Raw genomic sequence first — 17,632 nt, 5'->3', positions numbered from 1 at the left:
GCCGGTTGGGTCCGCGGTCAGTACAGCTAGGGGGTGCTCCTCGAGGGGGCGTGTTGGGCCATTTTCCGAGGTGGGAACCCTGCGGAGCGGGGACGCGTCACAGGGCCATGGATACGCGAGTGACTGTGGCCGCCCTGCTCCTTCTGTTGGCGGGTGGGTGCGCCCGCCCTGATGGTGGGGTTGAGCCCGGTGCTCCCGCTCCGGCCCCTGGGCGGAGTGGTCTTCCGGCGCCTGAGGTTCATCAGCGGTGGGAGTCCTGTGATGTCGCGGCTCCGGCTTCGGTGGATGACTGGTTCGGGGCCGGGCAGGATGCGCTCGGGCTGCCGCTGCTCGGGGACGGTTTTCAGGCCGTCTCCGCGGTCGTCTGCCGGGTGGAGATGCGGGAGAAAGCGGGTGGCACCGAGATCGTGGCTGAGGAGCTTCGTGCTGATGACCTCGAATTGTTGTTGCCTACGCTCCGGCTTCCCGATGAGGCCGCCACCGCGGAAGCCTGCACCGAGGAGTTGCCGCTGGTTCCGTGGCTTGCGCTGGTCGACCGGGACGGGCGCTGGGTTCGGCCTGGTGTCCCGGTCGACTCCTGTCACAAGCCGCGCATGGAGTTCCGGACGGCGTTCGGCAAGCTGACGACCACGGTCGTGACGAGCCGCGTGCTTCCGGGGAATTAGACCCCGAGACGGAAGGGACGAGAGTCGGGCGCGACGGGAAATGCGGAACCGGGCCCGGCGGGCGAGGAAGAGTCCGACCCGGCGGGTGAGGACGAATCCGGCTCGGCGGATGAGGAGCCCGACCTGGCGGGTGAAGACGAGCCCGACCCGGCGAGTAAAGAAGAATCGGGCCCCGCGGATGAGGAGTCCAACCCGGTGGGTGAGGAGTCCGACCCGGCCCGGGACGGGGAGTCGGGGGCGGCCGGAATGGGGGCCGCTTTGTCCGTACCGCTGAGGGTCAATGGTTTGGTGATTTTGACCAGCCAACGCCGGGCGGGTTCCTCGATGTACTGGTGGGCGCCCTCGGCGATCAGCAGGAGCAACGCGACCGTGATGAGCAGGGCCGCGTAGGGGACCAGGCCCTGGCCGGTCTTGATGTATTCGGTGGTGGGCATGGGGTGGATCAGCCAGCGATGGGTGATGTAAAGGGCGTAACTCGCCACCCCGAGACGGACCATCGGGGTGGTCGAGAGGAGGCCTGCCATCCAGCCGCGGCCGGAGGCGAGGCTGATCAGGGCCAGCGTGAACGGCACCACGAACAGCAGGCCGAACGAAGCCGTGCCCCAGCCGGGGCCGGTGCCCCGGAACGCCGCCAAGCCGAAGACGTAGCAGAAGACGAAGGCCTGGATCGTGTGGTGGCGGCGGGTGGACCAACCGGCGGTGTGCGGGATCAGGAACGCGATCGCCATGCCGCAGACGAAGAGTGGCAGGTAGCACAGCGGGTTGCGGTAGAGCCAGCGGTGCGCGGAACCCGGGTCGGCGGCCGGCAGGTCGGCCCGGCCGGTCAGGTAGAACGCCAGCCAGAGCGCGAAGACGATCAGCGTCATGGCGCCGATCAGGATGATCAGGCCGCGCGGGCCGTGCCGGCGGGCCAGGCGGGCGACCACCGGGATCAGGAAGGGAAACAGCAGGTAGAAGAACATCTCGACACCGATGGACCAGCCGGGACCGTTGTAGTGGCCCTGCGCCACCGCAAGATCACCGCTCCACGTCTGCACGGCGAAGATGTTCTGTAGCAGCGCCCATTCGTGCTGGTCACGGCCGAGGATCCAGTAGTAGGCGGCGCAGTAGGCGATCATCACCCAGTACAGGGGCATCACTCGGGCTATCCGGGCGATGTAGAACCTGACGGTGCGCCGGCCCTCCCAGCCTTGGAGGCTCGGGTAGTTGTAGGCGAGCACGACGCCGGAGAGCATGAAGAACATCGGTACGCCGATGTAACCCCATTTGGCGATCTTGGTGAGGTGTTCGGGCAGGCTCGCCGGCACCCCACTGTGCGAGATGACCACACCGATCGCGGCGACCGCCCGCAATCCCGTCAACGCCCTGATCTGTTCTGCCACTTACCTGGTCCCTCGTGCGCGTGGAGCCGACTCGGCATTGCAGCAGCAGCCGGCGAACACAAAGTGTCGGGACAGGAAATGCACAGCGAAAAGCGCCGCCCGGCGCGGAGCCGGGCGGCGCTTTTCGTGACGGAGGGGGTCAGCCGATCTTCACCTTGAAGATCGGGTTGGCGGCCAGCTTCTTGAACGCGGCCAGCGAAGCCTTGGTGCTGTCGATGCTGATGTCGCGGTCGCCCTGGTCGTCCTTCTTGGTGTCGAAGTGCACGATCGCCTTGATGGCGGGGCGCTTCTGCAGCTCGGCGACGACACCGTTGTAGACGGCGGACTTGTCGGTGTTGCGGCCGACGCGGTGGTAGGCGCCCCACTCGGCGACCATCACCGGCTTGCCCTTGTGCTTGGTGACGGCCCAGTCGTAGAAGCCGAGGCCGCCGCCCTTGGGCTTACGGTCCAGCAGGTCGGCGAAACCACCGAAGTGGTAGTAGCCCTTCTCGACCGAGACGTAGGAGTCCAGGCCGATCCAGTCCACGACGTCGTCGCCGGGGTAGAGGTCGGCCCACCAGTTCTGAGCCATCCACTTCTCGTTGCCCATGTAGGCGACCACGTTCACGACGTTGGTCACGCCCTGCGACCGCAGGCGCTTGATGGTGTGCCGGTACATGGCCGCGAAGTCCTTGGCCTCGTAGCCGGAGCCCTTCTTGGCGACGACGTCGTTCTCCGGCTCGTGGTTGAGGACCAGGAAGAACTTCTTGCCGTACGCCTTGGCGCGCGCCGCGAAGGCGTCGATGCGCTTGTTCTGCTCACCCTTGGCGACCTTGGCCCAGGACGAGCCGTAGGCGATCTTCCAGTTGAGCAGCAGGACCCGCGGGTTGGCCGGGTCGTTGGTCATGGCGATCTCGGCCTTGGTCGGGAAGGCCTCGTCACCCTTGTGGTACTGGTGGAACAGGCTGGCGGTCCGGCCGCTGGCCGCTTCCCAGGTCTTCAGCGCCTGGTCACGCGGGGTGCTGGTGAATCCGCCGGCCGCGCCGCCCCAGAGGACGCCGCAGGACGGGACGAGCTTGGCGTCGGTGACGCAGTTCGCCGCGGGGGCGGCGGTGGCGGCGGTGGTCGGGGCCAGGACGGCTCCGGCACCGGCGAGAACGGCGGTCAGAGCTGTCAGGAACTTCGGCAGCTTGGCCAGACGCATTCAGTGACTCCCCCAGTTTGTCCGGCGCGTTGTCGGCCGGGCATGTGAAAGAGATTCCAGGTCGGCGGGTGCGGGCCGAGTGCCCGTGCCGGTGCCGGCCGGTTGCGGTGAAACCGGCCCCCGAACGGGCGGATCCGCTTGCACGGGTGGTCGGCGGGCGGTAGCCAGAGGGAATGAACTTGATCATCGACGGCCACAACGACCTGCCGATGCGGCTGCGGGAGTGGCACGGGTCGGCCGTGCCCGCGCTGCAGGACGAGCACCCGGGCCTGCACACCGATCTGCCCCGGCTGCGCAAAGGCGGCGTGGGCGGGCAGTTCTGGTCGGTCTACGTGCCGTCGGACCTTCCCGAGCCGGTGGCGGTGACCAGCACCCTGGAGCAGATCGACCTCGTGCACCGGCTGGTCGCCGCCTATCCGGACGAGTTGGCGATGGCCTACACCTCGGCCGACGTGGAACGGGCGATGGCCGGCGGGCGGATCGCGTCGCTGATCGGCGTCGAGGGCGGGCACTGCCTCGCGAGCTCGCCGGCGGTGCTGCGCTGCCTGGCGCGTCTCGGCATCCGTTATGTCACCCTCACCCACAATCACCACACCGGGTGGGCGGATTCGGCGACGCAGGACGCGGCGCACGGTGGCCTGACGGCCGAGGGGCGGGCGATGGTACGGGAGATGCAGCGCCTGGGAGTACTGGTCGACCTCTCACACGTGTCCGCCGCGACGATGCACCATGCGCTGGACGAGGCCGCCGCCCCGGTGATCTTCAGCCACTCGGGCGCCCGGGCGGTGACCGACCACCCGCGTAACGTGCCTGACGACGTACTGTCCCGGCTACCCGGCAACGGCGGGGTGATCCAGTTGACGTTCGTGTCGTTCTTCGTGTCGCCGTCGGTCCGCGACTGGATGCAGGCGGCCGACGACGAGTGGGCACGGCTCGGGCTGACCGCGTACGGCGAGGACTGGCCGCGTGCCCCGCGCCCGGGTGAGGACTCCGCGCACGTACCGGTCGGTGTGCCGCACGACTGGGCGGCGGAGCCGGCCTTCGCCCCGTGGCTGGCGGCGAACCCGAAACCGTCGGCGACCGTGGCGCAGGTGGCCGACCACGTGACACACGCCCGTGAGGTGGCCGGCGTGGACCACGTCGGGATCGGCGGTGACTTCGACGGCACACCCGAGGTCCCGGACGGGCTGGCCGACGTGTCCGCCTACCCGCGGCTGTTCGCGGAGTTGCGGGACCGCCGGTGGTCGGACAGTGACCTGGAGAAACTCGCCAACCGCAACGTCCTGCGGGTGCTGCGGGACGCGGAGGAGCACGCCGAGGAGCCGCTGTGGCCGCGCTGATCCGGCCACCATCACCCGAACCAGGGTGATCGGCTGAGATGTATCGACAATCGTCACTTTCTTGTAACTTCGGCCGCGGGCACCAGCCCGTTCCCCCGAAGGCACGAAGGGACGTACACATGCGCATCCCAGCCCGGATCCTCCTGGCCGCCGCGGTAGCGGTGGTCGGCATGTTCGCGCCGACCACCGCCGCCCAGGCCGCCCCGGTCGACCCCGGCCCGGCCACCCAGGTCGTCGGCGGCGTCACCGCGAGCGAGAACTACTCGTTCATGGTCTATGTGTCAGGCTGCACCGGCTCGCTGATCAAGGCGAACTGGGCGGTCACCGCCGCCCACTGCCCGACCCCCAGCACCGTACGGGTCGGCAGTATCAACCGGTCCAGCGGCGGCGTGGTGGTCTCGGTGCGCCGCGCCGTCACCCACCCCCGGATCGACGTCAAGCTGCTGGAGCTGGCCTCCTCGGTGACCTACGCCCCGGCGCCGATCCCGACGTCGTCGGGCGCGGTCGGCACCGCGACCCGGATCATCGGCTGGGGCCAGACCTGCCCGACCCGGGGCTGCGGCTCCACCCCGGTGGTCGCCAACCAGCTCGACACCTCGATCGTCGCGGACAGCCGCTGCTCCGGCATCGACGCGGCCTATGAGATCTGCACCAACAACACCAACGGCAACGCCGGCGCCTGTTACGGCGACTCCGGCGGGCCGCAGGTCCGGGCGGTCAACGGCCGGTGGGCGCTGATCGGCGTCACCAGCCGGGCCGGTAACAACAGCTCCACCTGCGCCACCGCCCCGTCGATCTACGGCGACCTGCCGTCGATCCGCGCGTGGGTGAACACCCAGGTCGGCGGGCTGCCCGCCTGATCCGGTGAGCCGGGCGGGCGGTCAGACCGCCCGCCCGTGCACCACCGCGAGCACTCCCGGCATCGGCGACACCTCGTCCTCCAGCGCCGGGAACACCCCCGGGCTGCTCAGGTCGATCTCCCAGAAGTACGGCACCCGCATCCCGGAGTCGCCGGTGAGCGGCCCACCGTCGCAGTAGGCGTACCGGTACTCCTCGTCGGTCGGGTCGTAGTGGAACGAGAACGCCCTGGTCCCCCACACCCGGGCGATCGCCGCCTCCGCGTAGTTGCGCTGCTCGTCGGTGGAGTCCTGGGCGATGTAGACCCGGGCCACCCGGCTGAGCGTGACCTCGTCGGGTGGCGAATCGTCGGGCGGACCGGACGGGGTGCACGCCGCGGCCGCCGCGGACTGCCAGCCGGACACCACGATCACGCCGGCCAGCAGAATCGCGGCCGGGATCGCCGTGCGCAGCCGGACCGCGGCGAAGGCCGTCACCGTCATGGCCAGGATCAGCGCGCCCGCCCCGCCGGTCAGCGTCCGCAGGCTCAGCCAGACGAACTCGTCGGCGGGCCGGTCCGGTTGCAGGTTCCACAGGCCGCCGAGCAGCGCCGATCCCAGCGTCCAGACGACAGCGGTCCAGCCGAGCGCACCCGCGACCGTGGTCCGCAGCGGGTGGCCCTCGGAACGACGGCCGGCCCACCCGAAGAGCAGCCAGCCGGCCATCGCGCCGAGCACTCCCCCGGTCACCGCGACCGTGTCCAGCCAGGCCGGCGCCGACCGGGTGAGCTCGAAACTCGCGGCGCCGTCGGAATCCCAGGGCGCCCGGTTGCCCCAGAGGACGCCCGTGTAGCTGAGCACCAGGTCGTCGCGGGACGCCCAGAACGTGGCGGTGTCGATCGGGGTCTCGGACGCGACCTCGTGCTCGAACGTGACGTCGCCGTGCACGTCCCAGCCGGCCGCGGCCAGCCGCTCGCGGGCGCCCCTGGCGTAGGTGAGCACGTCCCGGGTGGTGTCGTCGTGCTTGATCCAGTAGTCGGCGTAGCCGTAGACGGTCTGTTCGCCGTCGCCGCTGGCCACGAACGTCTCGGCGTCGCCGCCGCCCCACACCTTCTGGCCGGGGAAGACCGCCTCGCCCAGCGCCTGTGACTCCGCGCCGGACGGCAGGGCCGGTGCGTTCGCCCAGCCGATCCGGGCGGCCACGGCGGCACCGAGCAGACCCGACGCGAGCGCGGCCAGGGTCGCCAGGACCACCACCGCGGTGCTCGCGGGGTGTCCCAGGCGGGCGCGTAGCCCGTACCGCATCAGGTTGATGATCTCCCGGCCGGTCGGCCGGGTGCGCTCCGGCGGAGCGCATTCGAGGAGGGTGGCGAGCATCTCGGCGCGGCGTTCGCCGGGGGGATAGAAGCGCAGCCAGTACGCGTAACGCCGCGCGAGCCGATCGCTCACGACGACACCGGTCCCAGTCCGAAGCGGCGGCGGGCGGCCAGTTGGGCGGTGGCCGCCTCGACGCTCGCGCGGAGCCGCTCGGTCTCGGCGTCCAGCGCGGTCGCCCCGTCGCTGGTCAGGCGGTAGTAGCGGCGGGGCCGGCCGTCGACCGTCTCGGCCCGGTCCGGCTCGACCAGGCCGAGCGCGACCAGGCGGTCCAGCGCGGCGTAGAGGGTGCCGGCCTGGAGCGTGATCCGGCCCTCGGAGAGGCGGGTGACCTCCTGGATCACCCCATACCCGTAGCGGGGCTCGGGGGCGAGCGCGGTGAGGATCCAGAACGTCGGTTCACGCATCGGCCCAATATAAAGATGATCTGACTATGGGGTCAACGCATGTTCGTCCGTGAGCGTTTGTGAACGAGTCGGCTCGAACAATCGCGTGAGCGTTCACATCATTACCAAGGTGTTGCCTAGCACGTTCCCCGCGTGCGTTCCCCGCGTGGAAGGACGAGACCTTGCGAACCACCTTCTTGCGTGCCGTCATCGGCAGCCTCACCGCGCTGGCGCTGATCCCCCTCGGCGTCGTCACCGGGGCGTCACCGGCCGCCGCCGTCACCAATCAGTTCCGTGGCATGAACTGGGCCGTCCTCGGCGACAACTTCAGCACCGGCCCGCTCGTCGTGCAGGGCCTGAGCCAGTCCGACAGCAACGCCACCGTGCGGGCCAAGGCCAACGCCCTGTACGACGACATGGCGGCCGTCGGCGTGAACACCGTCCGGCTGCCGATCAACACCCACACCGTCGGCACCACCTGGTGGAACGCCTATCGGGGCGCGATCGACGCGGCCACCGCCCGCGGCTTCAAGGTCATCCTCGCCTACTGGGAGGACGGCGCCGCGTCCGGCGGTCGGATCACCAACATCGCCGCCTGGAACACCATGTGGTCCAACGTCACCTATCTGTACGGGGCGAACACCAACGTCTACTTCGAGCCGATGAACGAGCCGCACGGCTACACCTCGGCCGAGTGGCGCAACGTGGCCGCGAACTGGATGAGCTACCACTATTCGGCGGTACCGGCCCGGACCCTGATCGGCGGCACCGGCTACAGCCAGGACCTGCGCGACGTCTGCAACGACAGCCGGTTCAGCGGCACGCTGCTCTCGTTCCACCACTACGCGTTCTTCTACAGCGCGATGACGTACGACGCGTTCCGTACCCACGTGCAGACCCGCCTCGGCAACTGCGCCTCCCGCGCGGTCGTCACCGAATACGGCGCGCCGATGTCGACCGGTCTCAACTACGCCGACGCCAACAGCACCGACAACTTCGTCCGGCACATCCGGGCCGTCACCCAGGTCATGCGGGACAACCAGATGGGCGGCGTCTACTGGCCGGCGCTCGGCGGCAAACCCACCGGGACCTCCGGCTTCGACTACTACTCGATGTTCGCCTTCAGCGGCAGCGGCACGAACCTCAACCTCGCCGTCCGCAACACCTCAGGACGAGACCGCATCCGGTACGGCTGGGGCCTCTGACCTTTCGCACGTGGACCGGGTCCGGGACGAGCTGCTGCGGCGCTCGCCTCGGACCCGGCCGCGTTGTTCGAGGCGCACCTGCCTGGGACGGTTCTGTCGTACCCCCGTGGCAGGGTCTCGGGTGTGTACGAGGAATGGACGTCACCGCTGCCGTATGTCGTCGCGTGGCGGAGTGTCACGCCACCCGGCGAGCACCGGGTGAAACGGATCCTGCCGGACGGCTGCCTCGACCTGATCTGGCACGACGGTCACGTCTTCGTCGCCGGGCCGGACACCACCGCCCAGATCGGGCGGCCTCCACCGGGCAGCCGCTATGCGGCACTGCGCTTCGGCGCGGGCACCGGGGCCGGTGTGCTCGGGGTGCCCGCCAGTGAGCTGGTCGACCGGCAGGTGCCGCTGGACGCTCTGTGGCCGGCGGCCGAGGTGCGGGCCATCGCCCAGGCCGATGATCCGGTCGCCGCGCTCACCGCCGCCGCCGGTCGGCGCTGGCAGGGGACCGATCCGGCGATGGTCGCGCTGGCCGGGGCGGTGCTGGCCGGGGTGCCGGTGGGCGCGGTCGCCGAGCGCTGCGGCCTCAGCCCACGGCAGTTGCAACGGCGGAGCAACACCGCTTTCGGGTACGGCCCGAAGACCCTCCACCGGATCCTGCGGATGCAGCGGGCCGTCACGATGGCTCGGGCCGGCCGCCCGTTCGCCGCGGTGTCGGCCGACGCGGGCTACGCCGACCAGGCCCATCTCGCTCGTGAGGTGCGGGCGATGGCCGGCGTGCCGTTGAGCGAGCTGCTCCGATGACGGTGTCGGGTCTCCGGCTGTGGCGTCTACGCTTCGGCCTTCGCCCAGGCGAAGAGGTCCACGACGTTGCCGTCCGGGTCCTTGACCTGGGCGTAACGCTGGCCCCAGGGGGCGTCCCACGGAGCGTTCACCGACGGGTGGCCGGCGGCGACCAGGCTCGCGTGGACGCTGTCGACCTCGGCCGGGTCCGCGCAGAGGAACGCCCAGCCGCCCGACGGCGGGCCGGGCCGGTATTCCGGGTCGAAGGTCTGCAGGGCGGCATGCGTGTCCCACATCAGACGGATGCCGCCGGCGACCACCGCCTCGGTGTGCGGCTCCCGCTCGGCGCCGTCCGGAAACTCCAGTCCCAGCCGCCGGTAGAAGGACAGGGACGCTGCCATGTCGGCCACAGCGAGGCCGATCGCGTTGAAGGTGGGTGCCATGGGTTCGACGCTACGAGACCACGTACCCCCGGGTCTTGAACGAATCAGACATCCGCGTCGAAGGTCTTCCGGGCCGCGAGCACCGACTCCTGGTGCCGCACCGACCAGTGCAGCAGCTCGGTGAGCGGACCGGCCAGAGCACGGCCGGGATCGGTCAGCTCGTACTCGACCTTCGGCGGCACACACGCGTGCACCGTTCGAGTGAGGAGACCGTCGCGTTCCAGGCCGCGCAGCGTGTGCGTCAGCATCCGCTGGCTGATGCCTTCGGCGGCGCGCATCAGCTCGGTGAAGCGGCGTGGGCCGGGCAACAGCAGCACCACGACGATCACGGTCCAGCGGTCGCCGATCCGGTCCAGGGTGTCGCGCAGCGGGCACTGCTCCTTCATCGTCGGTGTCACCGTCATGCCTGGTGGCAGTAGTAGTGCGAGTTCCATTCGATCCACTCCCGTATGCCTGGTCCTGGTCGTCTCCGCGGGCCGGTTCGGTTACCTTCGTGTGCCTGAGGCAGGTTGAAGTGCGTTCTTCCGGGTGGGCGGATGCTCGCCGACGATGGGCGGCGTGAGCAAACGAATTGTGGTCACCGGTGGGGCCGGGGCACTCGGGTCGGCGGTGGTGCGGCGGCTGATCGGCCGGGCGGATGTCATCGTCGTCACGCGGCGGCCGGAGGGCGTACCGGATGGGGTCGTGGTTCGCCGTGCCGATTTCGACGACATCGGTCCGGCGGCGTTCGAGGGTGCGGATGCCGCGCTCGTGGTGAGCACCGACCATCGGGACAATGCTCGGCGGACGGCGCAGCACGCGGCGGCGATCGCGGCGGCGGCCGGGGCCGGTGTCGGGCATCTGGTCTACACGTCGCTGGTCGGCTGCGACGGGCCGCCGGACATGCTCAACGCGGCTCATCGGGCTTCGGAGGCGGCACTACGGTCGGCCGGGGTGCCGTGGACGGCGTTGCGCAACAACCTGTACCTGGAAGGGCTCGACGGTCTGCAGGCCGCGGCGGTGGCGACCGGACGGCACGTGAGCAATGCGGGCGGCGGCGAGGTCTCCTACGTCAGCCGGTCACGGTGCGCCGAGGTCGCGGCCGAGGCGCTGCTCGGCCCGGCGCGAGGAACCGTCGACGTGCACGGCCCGCAGCCGCTGGACGCCGTCGCGGTGGCGGCACTGTTCGGTTCGCGGTCCGGCCGCCCGATCGAGCCGGTCCTGCTCGATGACGAGGCCTACTCCGCGCACCTGCTGGCGGCGGGCACTCCGCCGGCACTGGCGGCAGCCCTGGTCGCTCTCGGCCGGGCCATCCGATCCGGCGTCTACGCCGGCCGGTGAGGCCGGGATCGGCCACCTCGACTCGATCGTTCCGGGCCGGGCCTTCCGGTCAGCTGTCGGCGGCCTGAACGGCGGCGGCGATCGGTTCGAGGGTGGTGATCAGTTCGTCGAGTTCCCCGGCGGTCAGCACCTCGTACGGCGGCGCCGCCAACTCATCGGTCAGGGTCTCGATCCGCTGCCTCGTCTCGCGGCCGGATTCGGTGAACCCGCCTGCCTCGTTCACCAGGCCTCGGGCGCGCAAGCCGTCGACCACCGCGGCCAACCGAGGGCGGGGCAGGTGGTGGACCCGACCGAATTCCTCCGCGCGCATCCCCATCGCGAGCGCGAGCAGGACGTGGGCCTCGGTCCCGCCGATACCGTGCGCGACCAGCGCGGCGTTGTGGCCGTCACCCCGGTGCTCGCGGAGAAGGGTGGCCGCGTGCCAGAGGCGTGCGACCGGTTCGGTGGGCACGGTCAGGGCGCGGAGTCCGGCGTACAGCGGGCGGCCCACCGTCGGCGCGCTGACCGCGGCCCGGGTGGCGAGGTCGGCCGCCCGCACCAGGCCGGGCGAGCCGGCGAGTTCCCCGATGGCCCGGCGCAGGGCGGTGGCACTACCCCGTTCGCGGATGGCGATCGCCTCCTGCGGGGTGACCTTGCCCCACACCCACGGGATGTGCCGGGCCACCTCACCGTCGGCGAAGTTGTAGAAGACCGCGTGCACCACCTCGGGCGGCGCGAGACCGAGGGGCGCCGCCCGGCCGGCGAAGTAGCCGTCCCAGTAGCCGCGCATGCCGACGGCCAGGAAATGCTCGTTCGGCACCTCGGAGAAGGTGATCGCGCCGATCGGCTCGACCAGCTCGAACATCCGGTGGATCTGGGGCATCGGGTGCGGCATCGCTCGGCGTCTCCCGTGATCGTGACGGCACCCTCCTGGGCGGCCGTTCAACCTGACCACGAACGGCACGACCCGGATCCGACAGACTCGCCGCGAGAAACCTCGACCGAGGCGGGCAAACACCGCACGACCGGAATCCGCGGGCTACCGCTCCACCGCGAGCCGGATGCCGAGGGCGATCAGGATGCCGCCGGTTGCGGTGTCGATCCGCCGCCGCAGGCTGCGGCGCTGCCGCAACAGACCGCCGATCCGCCCGGCCAACACCCCGACACCGCCGTCGATCAAGAACTCCAAGACGATCAAGATCATGCCGAGTACGGCGAACTGCACCCATATCGAGCCGAGCGCCGGATCGACGAACTGCGGCAGGAACGCCACCGAGAAGGCGATCATCTTCGGGTTGGACAGGTTGGTCAGAAACCCGCTGAGGTACGCCCGTGACTCACCGCCGGTGGCCACGATGACGTCCCCGCGCCGGCGGATCATCTGCACGCCCAGGTAGGCGAGGTAGACGGCGCCGACGATCCGGAGCGCGGTGAACGCACCGGGCACCGCGGTGAACAGCGCGCTGAGCCCGGCCGCGGCGACCAGGACGTGGATCGCCTCGCTGGTGGCGATACCGGCGGTGGCGAGCAGCCCGGCCCGTGGGCCGCCACGCATCCCGGCGCTCAGCACGAACAGCATGTCCGGCCCGGGGGCCAGCGTGGCGACGATCGTGGTGACGGTGAAGGCGGCGAGCAGATGCGGATCGAGGGGCACCAGGTCAACCTGCCACGGCTCCGAGCACACGAACAATGCGTACTCGCATCGCTGAGCATAGGCTTTGCTTATGCTCGATCCCCGTCGCCTGGCGCTGCTGCGGGATGTCGCGGCCACCGGGTCCATCGCCGGAGCCGCCGCCCGGGCCGGGTGCACGGCCGCGGCGGCATCGCAGCAGCTGTCCGCGCTCGAACGCGCCGTCGGCACCGCGCTGCTCGAACGTTCGGCGCGAAGTGTCCGGCTCACCGAGGCCGGCCGGGTGCTCGCCGAGCACACCGAACCGGTGCTGGCCTCGCTCGCCGAGGCCGAACGCGCGGTGCGTGACGTGGCCGGGCTGCGCGGCGGCACGATCCGGGTGGCGGCCTTCGCCACCGCCGCCGCCGGCTTCGTCATCTCGGCCCTGACCGCCTTCCGGCGGCGGTACCCGGGCATAGAGCTGCACTTCACCGAACTGGAGTCGGACGAGGCGCTGCCCCGGGTCCAGGCCGGTGAGCTGGACCTGGCGGTCACCCACGACTACGCGCCGCTGTCCGGGCCGAACCTGCGCGGGCTCACCCAGCGGCCGCTCTACCGGGAGCCGATGCTGCTCGCCGTACCCCGCCGTCTCGTCCCGGCGGGGACGGCGCCGGTGTCGCTCGCCGTACCCCGTCGTCTCGTGCCGGAATCGCTCGCCGGACCCGGTCGCCTCGTCCCGGCGGAGACGACGCCGGTGTCGCTCGCCGACTTCGCCGGATCGGACTGGGTGGCCGCGCTGACCAGTACCGGTTTCCAGGCGGCGACCGAGATGGCCGGGCGGGCCGCCGGGTTCGAACCGCGGGTCAACGTGCGTGTGCACAGCTATCCGATGGTGCTCGCCATGGTCGCCGCCGGGTTCGGGGTGTCGCTGGTGCCGCAGCTCGCCGCGACCGCCCACCCCGGTGTCGGTTACCTGCCCATCGGCCACCCCGAAGGGTTGTCCCGGCAGATCCACGCCACCACCCGGACCGGTGGCCGCTCCCCCGCCGTCCGGCATCTGCTGCAGTGCGTCACCGAGGCTCTGGGGCCTCCATGATGCACCCGCCCTCCGACATTCTTCCGGCCGCCGGCGGTTTCGTAGGCTGCCCGCATGCAGATCGACCTGGTTGCCCTGATCGTCGACGAGTATGACCCGGCCATCGCCTTCTTCACCGAGGTGCTCGGGTTCGACCTGATCGAGGACTCCCCATCGGTCACCACCGACGGGCGGCCGAAACGCTGGGTGGTCGTCCGTCCACCAGGCGCCCAAACGGGGCTGCTGCTGGCCCGTGCCGACGGCGACGAGCAGTCCGCGGCCGTCGGCCACCAGACCGCCGGCCGGGTCGGGTTCTTCCTTCAGGTCGACGACTTCCAGGCCACCTTCGCACGGATGACGGCGGCCGGTGTCACGTTCGTCCGGCCACCGCGCACCGAGGCGTATGGCCAGGTCGCCGTTTTCCTGGACATCGCCGGAAACCGCTGGGACCTGCTCGGCCCGGCCTGAGATCCATCACCGTGAAGATCAACAGCCAGTGGCGTCAATCAGAAGGGACACCGGGCTACGAGAGGCAACGATGGGTGGACAAACGACCACAGAGGCGGACGTCACGGTGCTGTTGCGGTCCCGCGCCGAGCCGGACTGCTTCGCGGAGCTGTTCGAGCGGTATTTCGCCGGCCTGCACGGCTACGCGTCGCGGCGCCTGGACGGGCCGGGCGGCGACGACGTGGCCGCCGAGACGTTCCTGATCGCGTTCCGGCAACGGGACCGGTTCGACCCCGAGCGCGGTTCGGTCCGCGCGTGGCTGTACGGGATCGCCACCAACCTGATCCGGGCGCGGCGACGCGAGGAGGCACAGGGGTACCTGGCGTATGCGCGGGCCGCCGCCCATCCGCCTGATGATCCGGTGCACGAGGACCGGACCACCGATCGGATCGCGGCCGAGGCCGCCCGCAAACGCATCGTGGCGGCACTCGCCGACCTGTCCGCCGGCGATCGTGACGCGCTGCTGCTCGTCGTATGGGGCGAGTTGTCGCACGAGGAGACCGCGGCCGCGCTCGGCATTCCGGTCGGGACGGTCGGCTCCCGCCTGCACCGGGCCCGCCGAAAGATCCGGGCCGCATTCGACGACGTCAACCCGACCGGAGGGACCGCCCGCCATGGATGAACTCGATCTGCTGGCCACCGCGCGCCCGGCGACGCCACCGACCACCGAGACGACGGCCGCCGCCCGTGACCGGTTGTTCGACCTGATCCACGCCGAGACGATGGCCGCCACGCCACCGCACCGAGCCCAGACCACAGCTACACCGCAACACCGGACCGAGACCGCGACCACCGCGGGGCAACACTCGACCGAAACCACGGCCACCACGGCGCAACACCGGACCGAGACCACAGCCACACCGCAACACCGGACCGAAACCGCGACCACCACAGCACAACACCGGACCGAAACCACGACCACCACAGCACAACACCGGACCGAAACCACGACCACCACAGCACAACACCGGACCGAAACCGCGGCTACCGGGTCGCAGCACCGTTTTCGGATGTTCGGTCCGATGTTGGGTGGGGAGGCCGGGTCGCCCGGCCGGTTCCGGCGGCATGTCGGCAGGGCCGCGCCCCGGCACCGGTTCCGGCTTTGGGGCTGGGGTCTGGTCCCGGCGGTCGGTGCGGCCGTCGCGCTCCTGCTCGTGCTGACCACCACGTGGGTGCCGCCGGACGGGCCGGCCCGGAGCGTGGACATCGCCGAGGCGGGTCCGCGCCCGACCCGGGAGCTGCGCGATCTGCTGCTGGCCGCGGCCGAGCGGACCTCCGGCGTCCCCCGGGCCGAAGGTCGGTACTGGGTCTCCGAGGTCGAGTCGGGGACGCTGCTCCAGGTCGGTTCGGCCACCGACAGGTACGCGATCATGGGCCGTACCCTGGAGACCAGCTGGTACACGACTCGCGCCGACGACCGGGCCGTACACCTGCAGCAGTGGGCCGGTGGCGCGCCCGCCTCGGACACCGACCGGGCCGGCTGGCAGCGGGCCGGTTCGCCGTCGAGCTGGCCGATCGACGAGGCCTGCCCCGCGTCCGGCGACTGGACGGCCGGGCCGGGTGCGACCCGCACGGTGGTGAGCGATCCGGGCGCGAGCACGTTCCTGATCGGCGGTGACAACCTGACCGCGGCCGAGGTTCGGGAGCTGCCCACCGAACCCGGCCGGTTGCAGGTGACGCTGATCGACTCGCTGCTGCGCAACAGCCCGGAGTCGACCGCGGGTGAGCTGTCGAAGGGCATCTTCGACTCGATGATCAACCTGCTCTACCAGGCGCCGGGCACGCCGGAGCTGCGGGCGGCCGCCTACCGGGTGCTGGCCGACCTGCCCGGTCTACGCGACCTGGGACCGGTCACCGATCCGAAGGGCCGGGCCGGAAACGCCGTCACGATGCTCACGAACGAGGAGACCGAGGGGGTCCGGCAGGCCGACACCGGCGGCGCACGGGAGATCCGGCTGATCTTCGACCCGAAGTCGGGGCAGCCGCTGGCCTGGGAGACCAGGATCATCCGACCAGCCGACTATCTGTCCTGGGTACCGGCCCGCGCGGTGTTCGACTACGAGGCCGTGCTGCGGACCGGATGGACCGACGGCACCCCACCGTCGACCGCCGGGGCACTGCCGGAGAACGTGCTGGAGACACCCGCCTGCTAGCGGGTGACTGCGTTGTGCCGGGTGGTGGGCCGTGCGAGTCTGAGGTCGGCCGGCCCACTCCCGGGGAGGTGTCCACGATGGATAGGGTTACGGAGGGCCACGACGTCCAGCCCTCGTCGGCGCGCGAACGGGCCGTGCTGGTCTCGGTCGGTTGGCACGCTCTGGTCCTGGCCGCGTCACTGGCGAACGCCTATCTGGTCCCGTGGGACACCACGGCGTGCGATGACGAGTCGGGCTTCTGCGTCACCGCCAGTGACGTCATGCACATCCTGCTCTTTCTCAGCGTTCCGTTCCTGGTCGTTTCCTTCCTGGTGTCGCGGCTGCTCGCGGTGCCACTGTCGCGGCGGTTCCGCTCAGCGGCGGTCGCCGGCACGCTCTCCGCGCTGGCCGGCCTGCTGGCCACGGCACTCGGCGCCGCCGTTCTACTCGCCGCTTACCGAAGCTGAACCGGGTGACGACCGTCAGCTGAACCGGGCGACGACCGTCGATATCAACGCCGCTAAAACCCGATCGACATCCAAGGCGGCATGGGCCGATATAACGTATATATCCGAATTGGATGCTGGTGTTGGGAATGCGGCGGCGGGGGGGTGAGACGAGCGTCCCCACCCGGCGATGCGGTGACCGCTGGCGGCCAGATGACCGAACACCCGGCTGGCAACCGAATGACCGAACTGGGCCTGCCCCGTTTTGACGGCCGTCGCTCGTTTCAGGATCTCGACGTCTTCCTGTAGACGCCGGTTCTCCTGCCGCAGCCGGGCCAGCTCGGCCCGCTCGTCCGACGTCAGCCCGTCCGACCGAGTGCCGGCGTCGATCTCGGCCTGCTTGACCCAGTCCCGCACCGCGGTCTCGGTCAGATCGAAGTCCTGGCTGACCTGCCGGATCGTCCGATCGCCCCGCTGGCACAACTCCACGATCTCGGCCTTGAACTGGGGCGTGAACGCACGCCGAGGCCGAGGCCGCTTCTTACCCACGCTCTCCATGATGCTGGACATCCTCCCGGAGACCCCACGTCTCCTGATCTTGGATGTCCGTCAAAACGGGGCAGGCCCAAGAGCCTCCCGCGCCCCGGCCCGCTGGATCGAGTCACCGACGGTGCTGAGGGACGTGTTCGCCCGTTCGAGCGCGGCGTCGACCTGAGTCTTGTCATATCCCCGCAACACGATCGTGAAGTCCGGATTCATGCCCGGCATCGTAGAAACCCGACGCACGCCTCAGCCGGGCCACCGCTCCGTTGACGCCTGCTCACCTCGCCCGGCCCAGAGCCAAGCCCGCCAACCGTCATGGCGTGGGGTCCGGGACCGGGCGCACAGCCTCGGGCTGGGCCGAAGCGGCTCTCACCGATCTTGCACGAATGGGCACCCGCACGCCGAACCTGCAACTTCTTCCGCGCTCCCACGGGAG

Annotated in this window: 21 protein-coding genes; 11 read left to right on the top strand and 10 right to left on the bottom strand. The window is 70.5% G+C overall.

The annotated features are described in order from the left end of the window. The first annotated feature begins 281 nt into the window (after positions 1–281). Complete coding sequence (locus tag Q0Z83_RS04390) at positions 282–665, top strand: hypothetical protein (RefSeq protein WP_317792481.1); 384 nt, start codon at positions 282–284, stop codon at positions 663–665. On the opposite strand, the gene Q0Z83_RS04385 is transcribed toward Q0Z83_RS04390, so the two are convergent. Beyond that, entirely contained in the window at positions 662–2,047 is a 1,386-nt protein-coding gene (locus tag Q0Z83_RS04385; protein ID WP_317792480.1) for an acyltransferase family protein, read from the bottom strand. The two genes, Q0Z83_RS04390 and Q0Z83_RS04385, sit on opposite strands and share 4 nt — an antisense overlap. 139 nt (positions 2,048–2,186) lie before the next feature. Further along, the gene (locus tag Q0Z83_RS04380; protein WP_317792479.1) at positions 2,187–3,230 is read right to left on the bottom strand and encodes a glycoside hydrolase family 26 protein; all 1,044 of its coding nucleotides are present in this window, start codon (positions 3,228–3,230) and stop codon (positions 2,187–2,189) included. A gap of 173 nt (positions 3,231–3,403) precedes the next feature. Between Q0Z83_RS04380 and Q0Z83_RS04375 the strand changes: the two genes are divergently transcribed. After that, positions 3,404–4,570: a dipeptidase gene (locus tag Q0Z83_RS04375; RefSeq protein WP_317792478.1), complete on the top strand. Its 1,167-nt coding sequence runs from the start codon at positions 3,404–3,406 to the stop codon at positions 4,568–4,570. A 170-nt stretch (positions 4,571–4,740) separates the two neighbouring features. Continuing rightward, positions 4,741–5,430, top strand: coding sequence for a S1 family peptidase (locus Q0Z83_RS04370; protein ID WP_317797028.1), 690 nt, complete (start codon positions 4,741–4,743; stop codon positions 5,428–5,430). Positions 5,431–5,451: 21 nt separating this feature from the next. On the opposite strand, the gene Q0Z83_RS04365 is transcribed toward Q0Z83_RS04370, so the two are convergent. Beyond that, on the bottom strand, positions 5,452–6,855 hold the full coding sequence (locus Q0Z83_RS04365) for a hypothetical protein (RefSeq protein ID WP_317792477.1): 1,404 nt from the start codon (positions 6,853–6,855) through the stop codon (positions 5,452–5,454). Next, positions 6,852–7,187 (bottom strand): PadR family transcriptional regulator, encoded by a 336-nt coding sequence (locus Q0Z83_RS04360; RefSeq protein WP_317792476.1) that lies wholly within the window; start codon positions 7,185–7,187, stop codon positions 6,852–6,854. Before Q0Z83_RS04360 ends, Q0Z83_RS04365 begins: the two co-directional genes overlap by 4 nt. Positions 7,188–7,348: 161 nt before the next feature. Between Q0Z83_RS04360 and Q0Z83_RS04355 the strand changes: the two genes are divergently transcribed. Beyond that, on the top strand, positions 7,349–8,371 hold the full coding sequence (locus tag Q0Z83_RS04355) for a glycoside hydrolase family 5 protein (RefSeq protein ID WP_317792475.1): 1,023 nt from the start codon (positions 7,349–7,351) through the stop codon (positions 8,369–8,371). 123 nt (positions 8,372–8,494) lie between these two features. After that, positions 8,495–9,163 (top strand): helix-turn-helix domain-containing protein, encoded by a 669-nt coding sequence (locus Q0Z83_RS04350; protein ID WP_317792474.1) that lies wholly within the window; start codon positions 8,495–8,497, stop codon positions 9,161–9,163. Between the two features lie 26 nt (positions 9,164–9,189). On the opposite strand, the gene Q0Z83_RS04345 is transcribed toward Q0Z83_RS04350, so the two are convergent. Together Q0Z83_RS04345 and Q0Z83_RS04340 are read right to left on the bottom strand one after the other, a co-directional pair. Next, a complete protein-coding gene (locus Q0Z83_RS04345; protein WP_317792473.1) occupies positions 9,190–9,585 on the bottom strand; it encodes a VOC family protein in 396 nt (131 codons plus the stop codon). 44 nt (positions 9,586–9,629) lie between these two features. Continuing rightward, positions 9,630–10,019, bottom strand: a complete 390-nt coding sequence (locus tag Q0Z83_RS04340) for a winged helix-turn-helix transcriptional regulator (protein ID WP_317792472.1) — start codon at positions 10,017–10,019, stop codon at positions 9,630–9,632. 124 nt (positions 10,020–10,143) lie between these two features. On the opposite strand from Q0Z83_RS04340, the gene Q0Z83_RS04335 reads away from it, so the two are divergent. Then, entirely contained in the window at positions 10,144–10,905 is a 762-nt protein-coding gene (locus Q0Z83_RS04335) for an NAD(P)H-binding protein (protein ID WP_317792471.1), read from the top strand. 49 nt (positions 10,906–10,954) lie between these two features. Here the strand turns inward: Q0Z83_RS04335 and Q0Z83_RS04330 are convergent, their stop codons facing one another. Both Q0Z83_RS04330 and Q0Z83_RS04325 read right to left on the bottom strand, forming a co-directional pair. Then, positions 10,955–11,767, bottom strand: coding sequence for an SCO6745 family protein (locus Q0Z83_RS04330; protein WP_317792470.1), 813 nt, complete (start codon positions 11,765–11,767; stop codon positions 10,955–10,957). Positions 11,768–11,923: 156 nt separating this feature from the next. Continuing rightward, on the bottom strand, positions 11,924–12,538 hold the full coding sequence (locus Q0Z83_RS04325; RefSeq protein WP_317792469.1) for a LysE family translocator: 615 nt from the start codon (positions 12,536–12,538) through the stop codon (positions 11,924–11,926). Positions 12,539–12,608: 70 nt separating this feature from the next. Between Q0Z83_RS04325 and Q0Z83_RS04320 the strand changes: the two genes are divergently transcribed. The 5 genes from Q0Z83_RS04320 (at position 12,609) to Q0Z83_RS04300 (ending at position 16,674) form a co-directional block, all read left to right on the top strand. Next, positions 12,609–13,589 carry a LysR substrate-binding domain-containing protein gene (locus tag Q0Z83_RS04320; RefSeq protein WP_317792468.1) on the top strand — a complete coding sequence of 327 codons (981 nt, stop codon included), beginning with the start codon at positions 12,609–12,611 and terminating at the stop codon, positions 13,587–13,589. Between the two features lie 54 nt (positions 13,590–13,643). After that, positions 13,644–14,036, top strand: a complete 393-nt coding sequence (locus Q0Z83_RS04315; protein ID WP_317792467.1) for a VOC family protein — start codon at positions 13,644–13,646, stop codon at positions 14,034–14,036. Positions 14,037–14,106: 70 nt separating this feature from the next. After that, on the top strand, positions 14,107–14,697 hold the full coding sequence (locus Q0Z83_RS04310; RefSeq protein WP_317792466.1) for an RNA polymerase sigma factor: 591 nt from the start codon (positions 14,107–14,109) through the stop codon (positions 14,695–14,697). Beyond that, a complete protein-coding gene (locus tag Q0Z83_RS04305) occupies positions 14,690–16,228 on the top strand; it encodes a CU044_5270 family protein (RefSeq protein ID WP_317792465.1) in 1,539 nt (512 codons plus the stop codon). Before Q0Z83_RS04310 ends, Q0Z83_RS04305 begins: the two co-directional genes overlap by 8 nt. Positions 16,229–16,305: 77 nt before the next feature. Continuing rightward, the gene (locus tag Q0Z83_RS04300; RefSeq protein WP_317792464.1) at positions 16,306–16,674 is read left to right on the top strand and encodes a hypothetical protein; all 369 of its coding nucleotides are present in this window, start codon (positions 16,306–16,308) and stop codon (positions 16,672–16,674) included. Between the two features lie 15 nt (positions 16,675–16,689). On the opposite strand, the gene Q0Z83_RS55715 is transcribed toward Q0Z83_RS04300, so the two are convergent. After that, a complete protein-coding gene (locus tag Q0Z83_RS55715; protein ID WP_378078935.1) occupies positions 16,690–17,202 on the bottom strand; it encodes a transposase in 513 nt (170 codons plus the stop codon). A gap of 60 nt (positions 17,203–17,262) precedes the next feature. Then, the gene (locus tag Q0Z83_RS04290; protein ID WP_317792463.1) at positions 17,263–17,412 is read right to left on the bottom strand and encodes a DivIVA domain-containing protein; all 150 of its coding nucleotides are present in this window, start codon (positions 17,410–17,412) and stop codon (positions 17,263–17,265) included. Between the last annotated feature and the right edge of the window lie 220 nt (positions 17,413–17,632).

The sequence above is a fragment of the Actinoplanes sichuanensis genome, from assembly GCF_033097365.1.
Taxonomy (GTDB): Bacteria; Actinomycetota; Actinomycetes; order Mycobacteriales; family Micromonosporaceae; genus Actinoplanes; species Actinoplanes sichuanensis.
The sequence above is the reverse complement of the archived record's forward strand: the minus strand, read 5'-3'. Positions and strand labels throughout refer to the sequence as shown.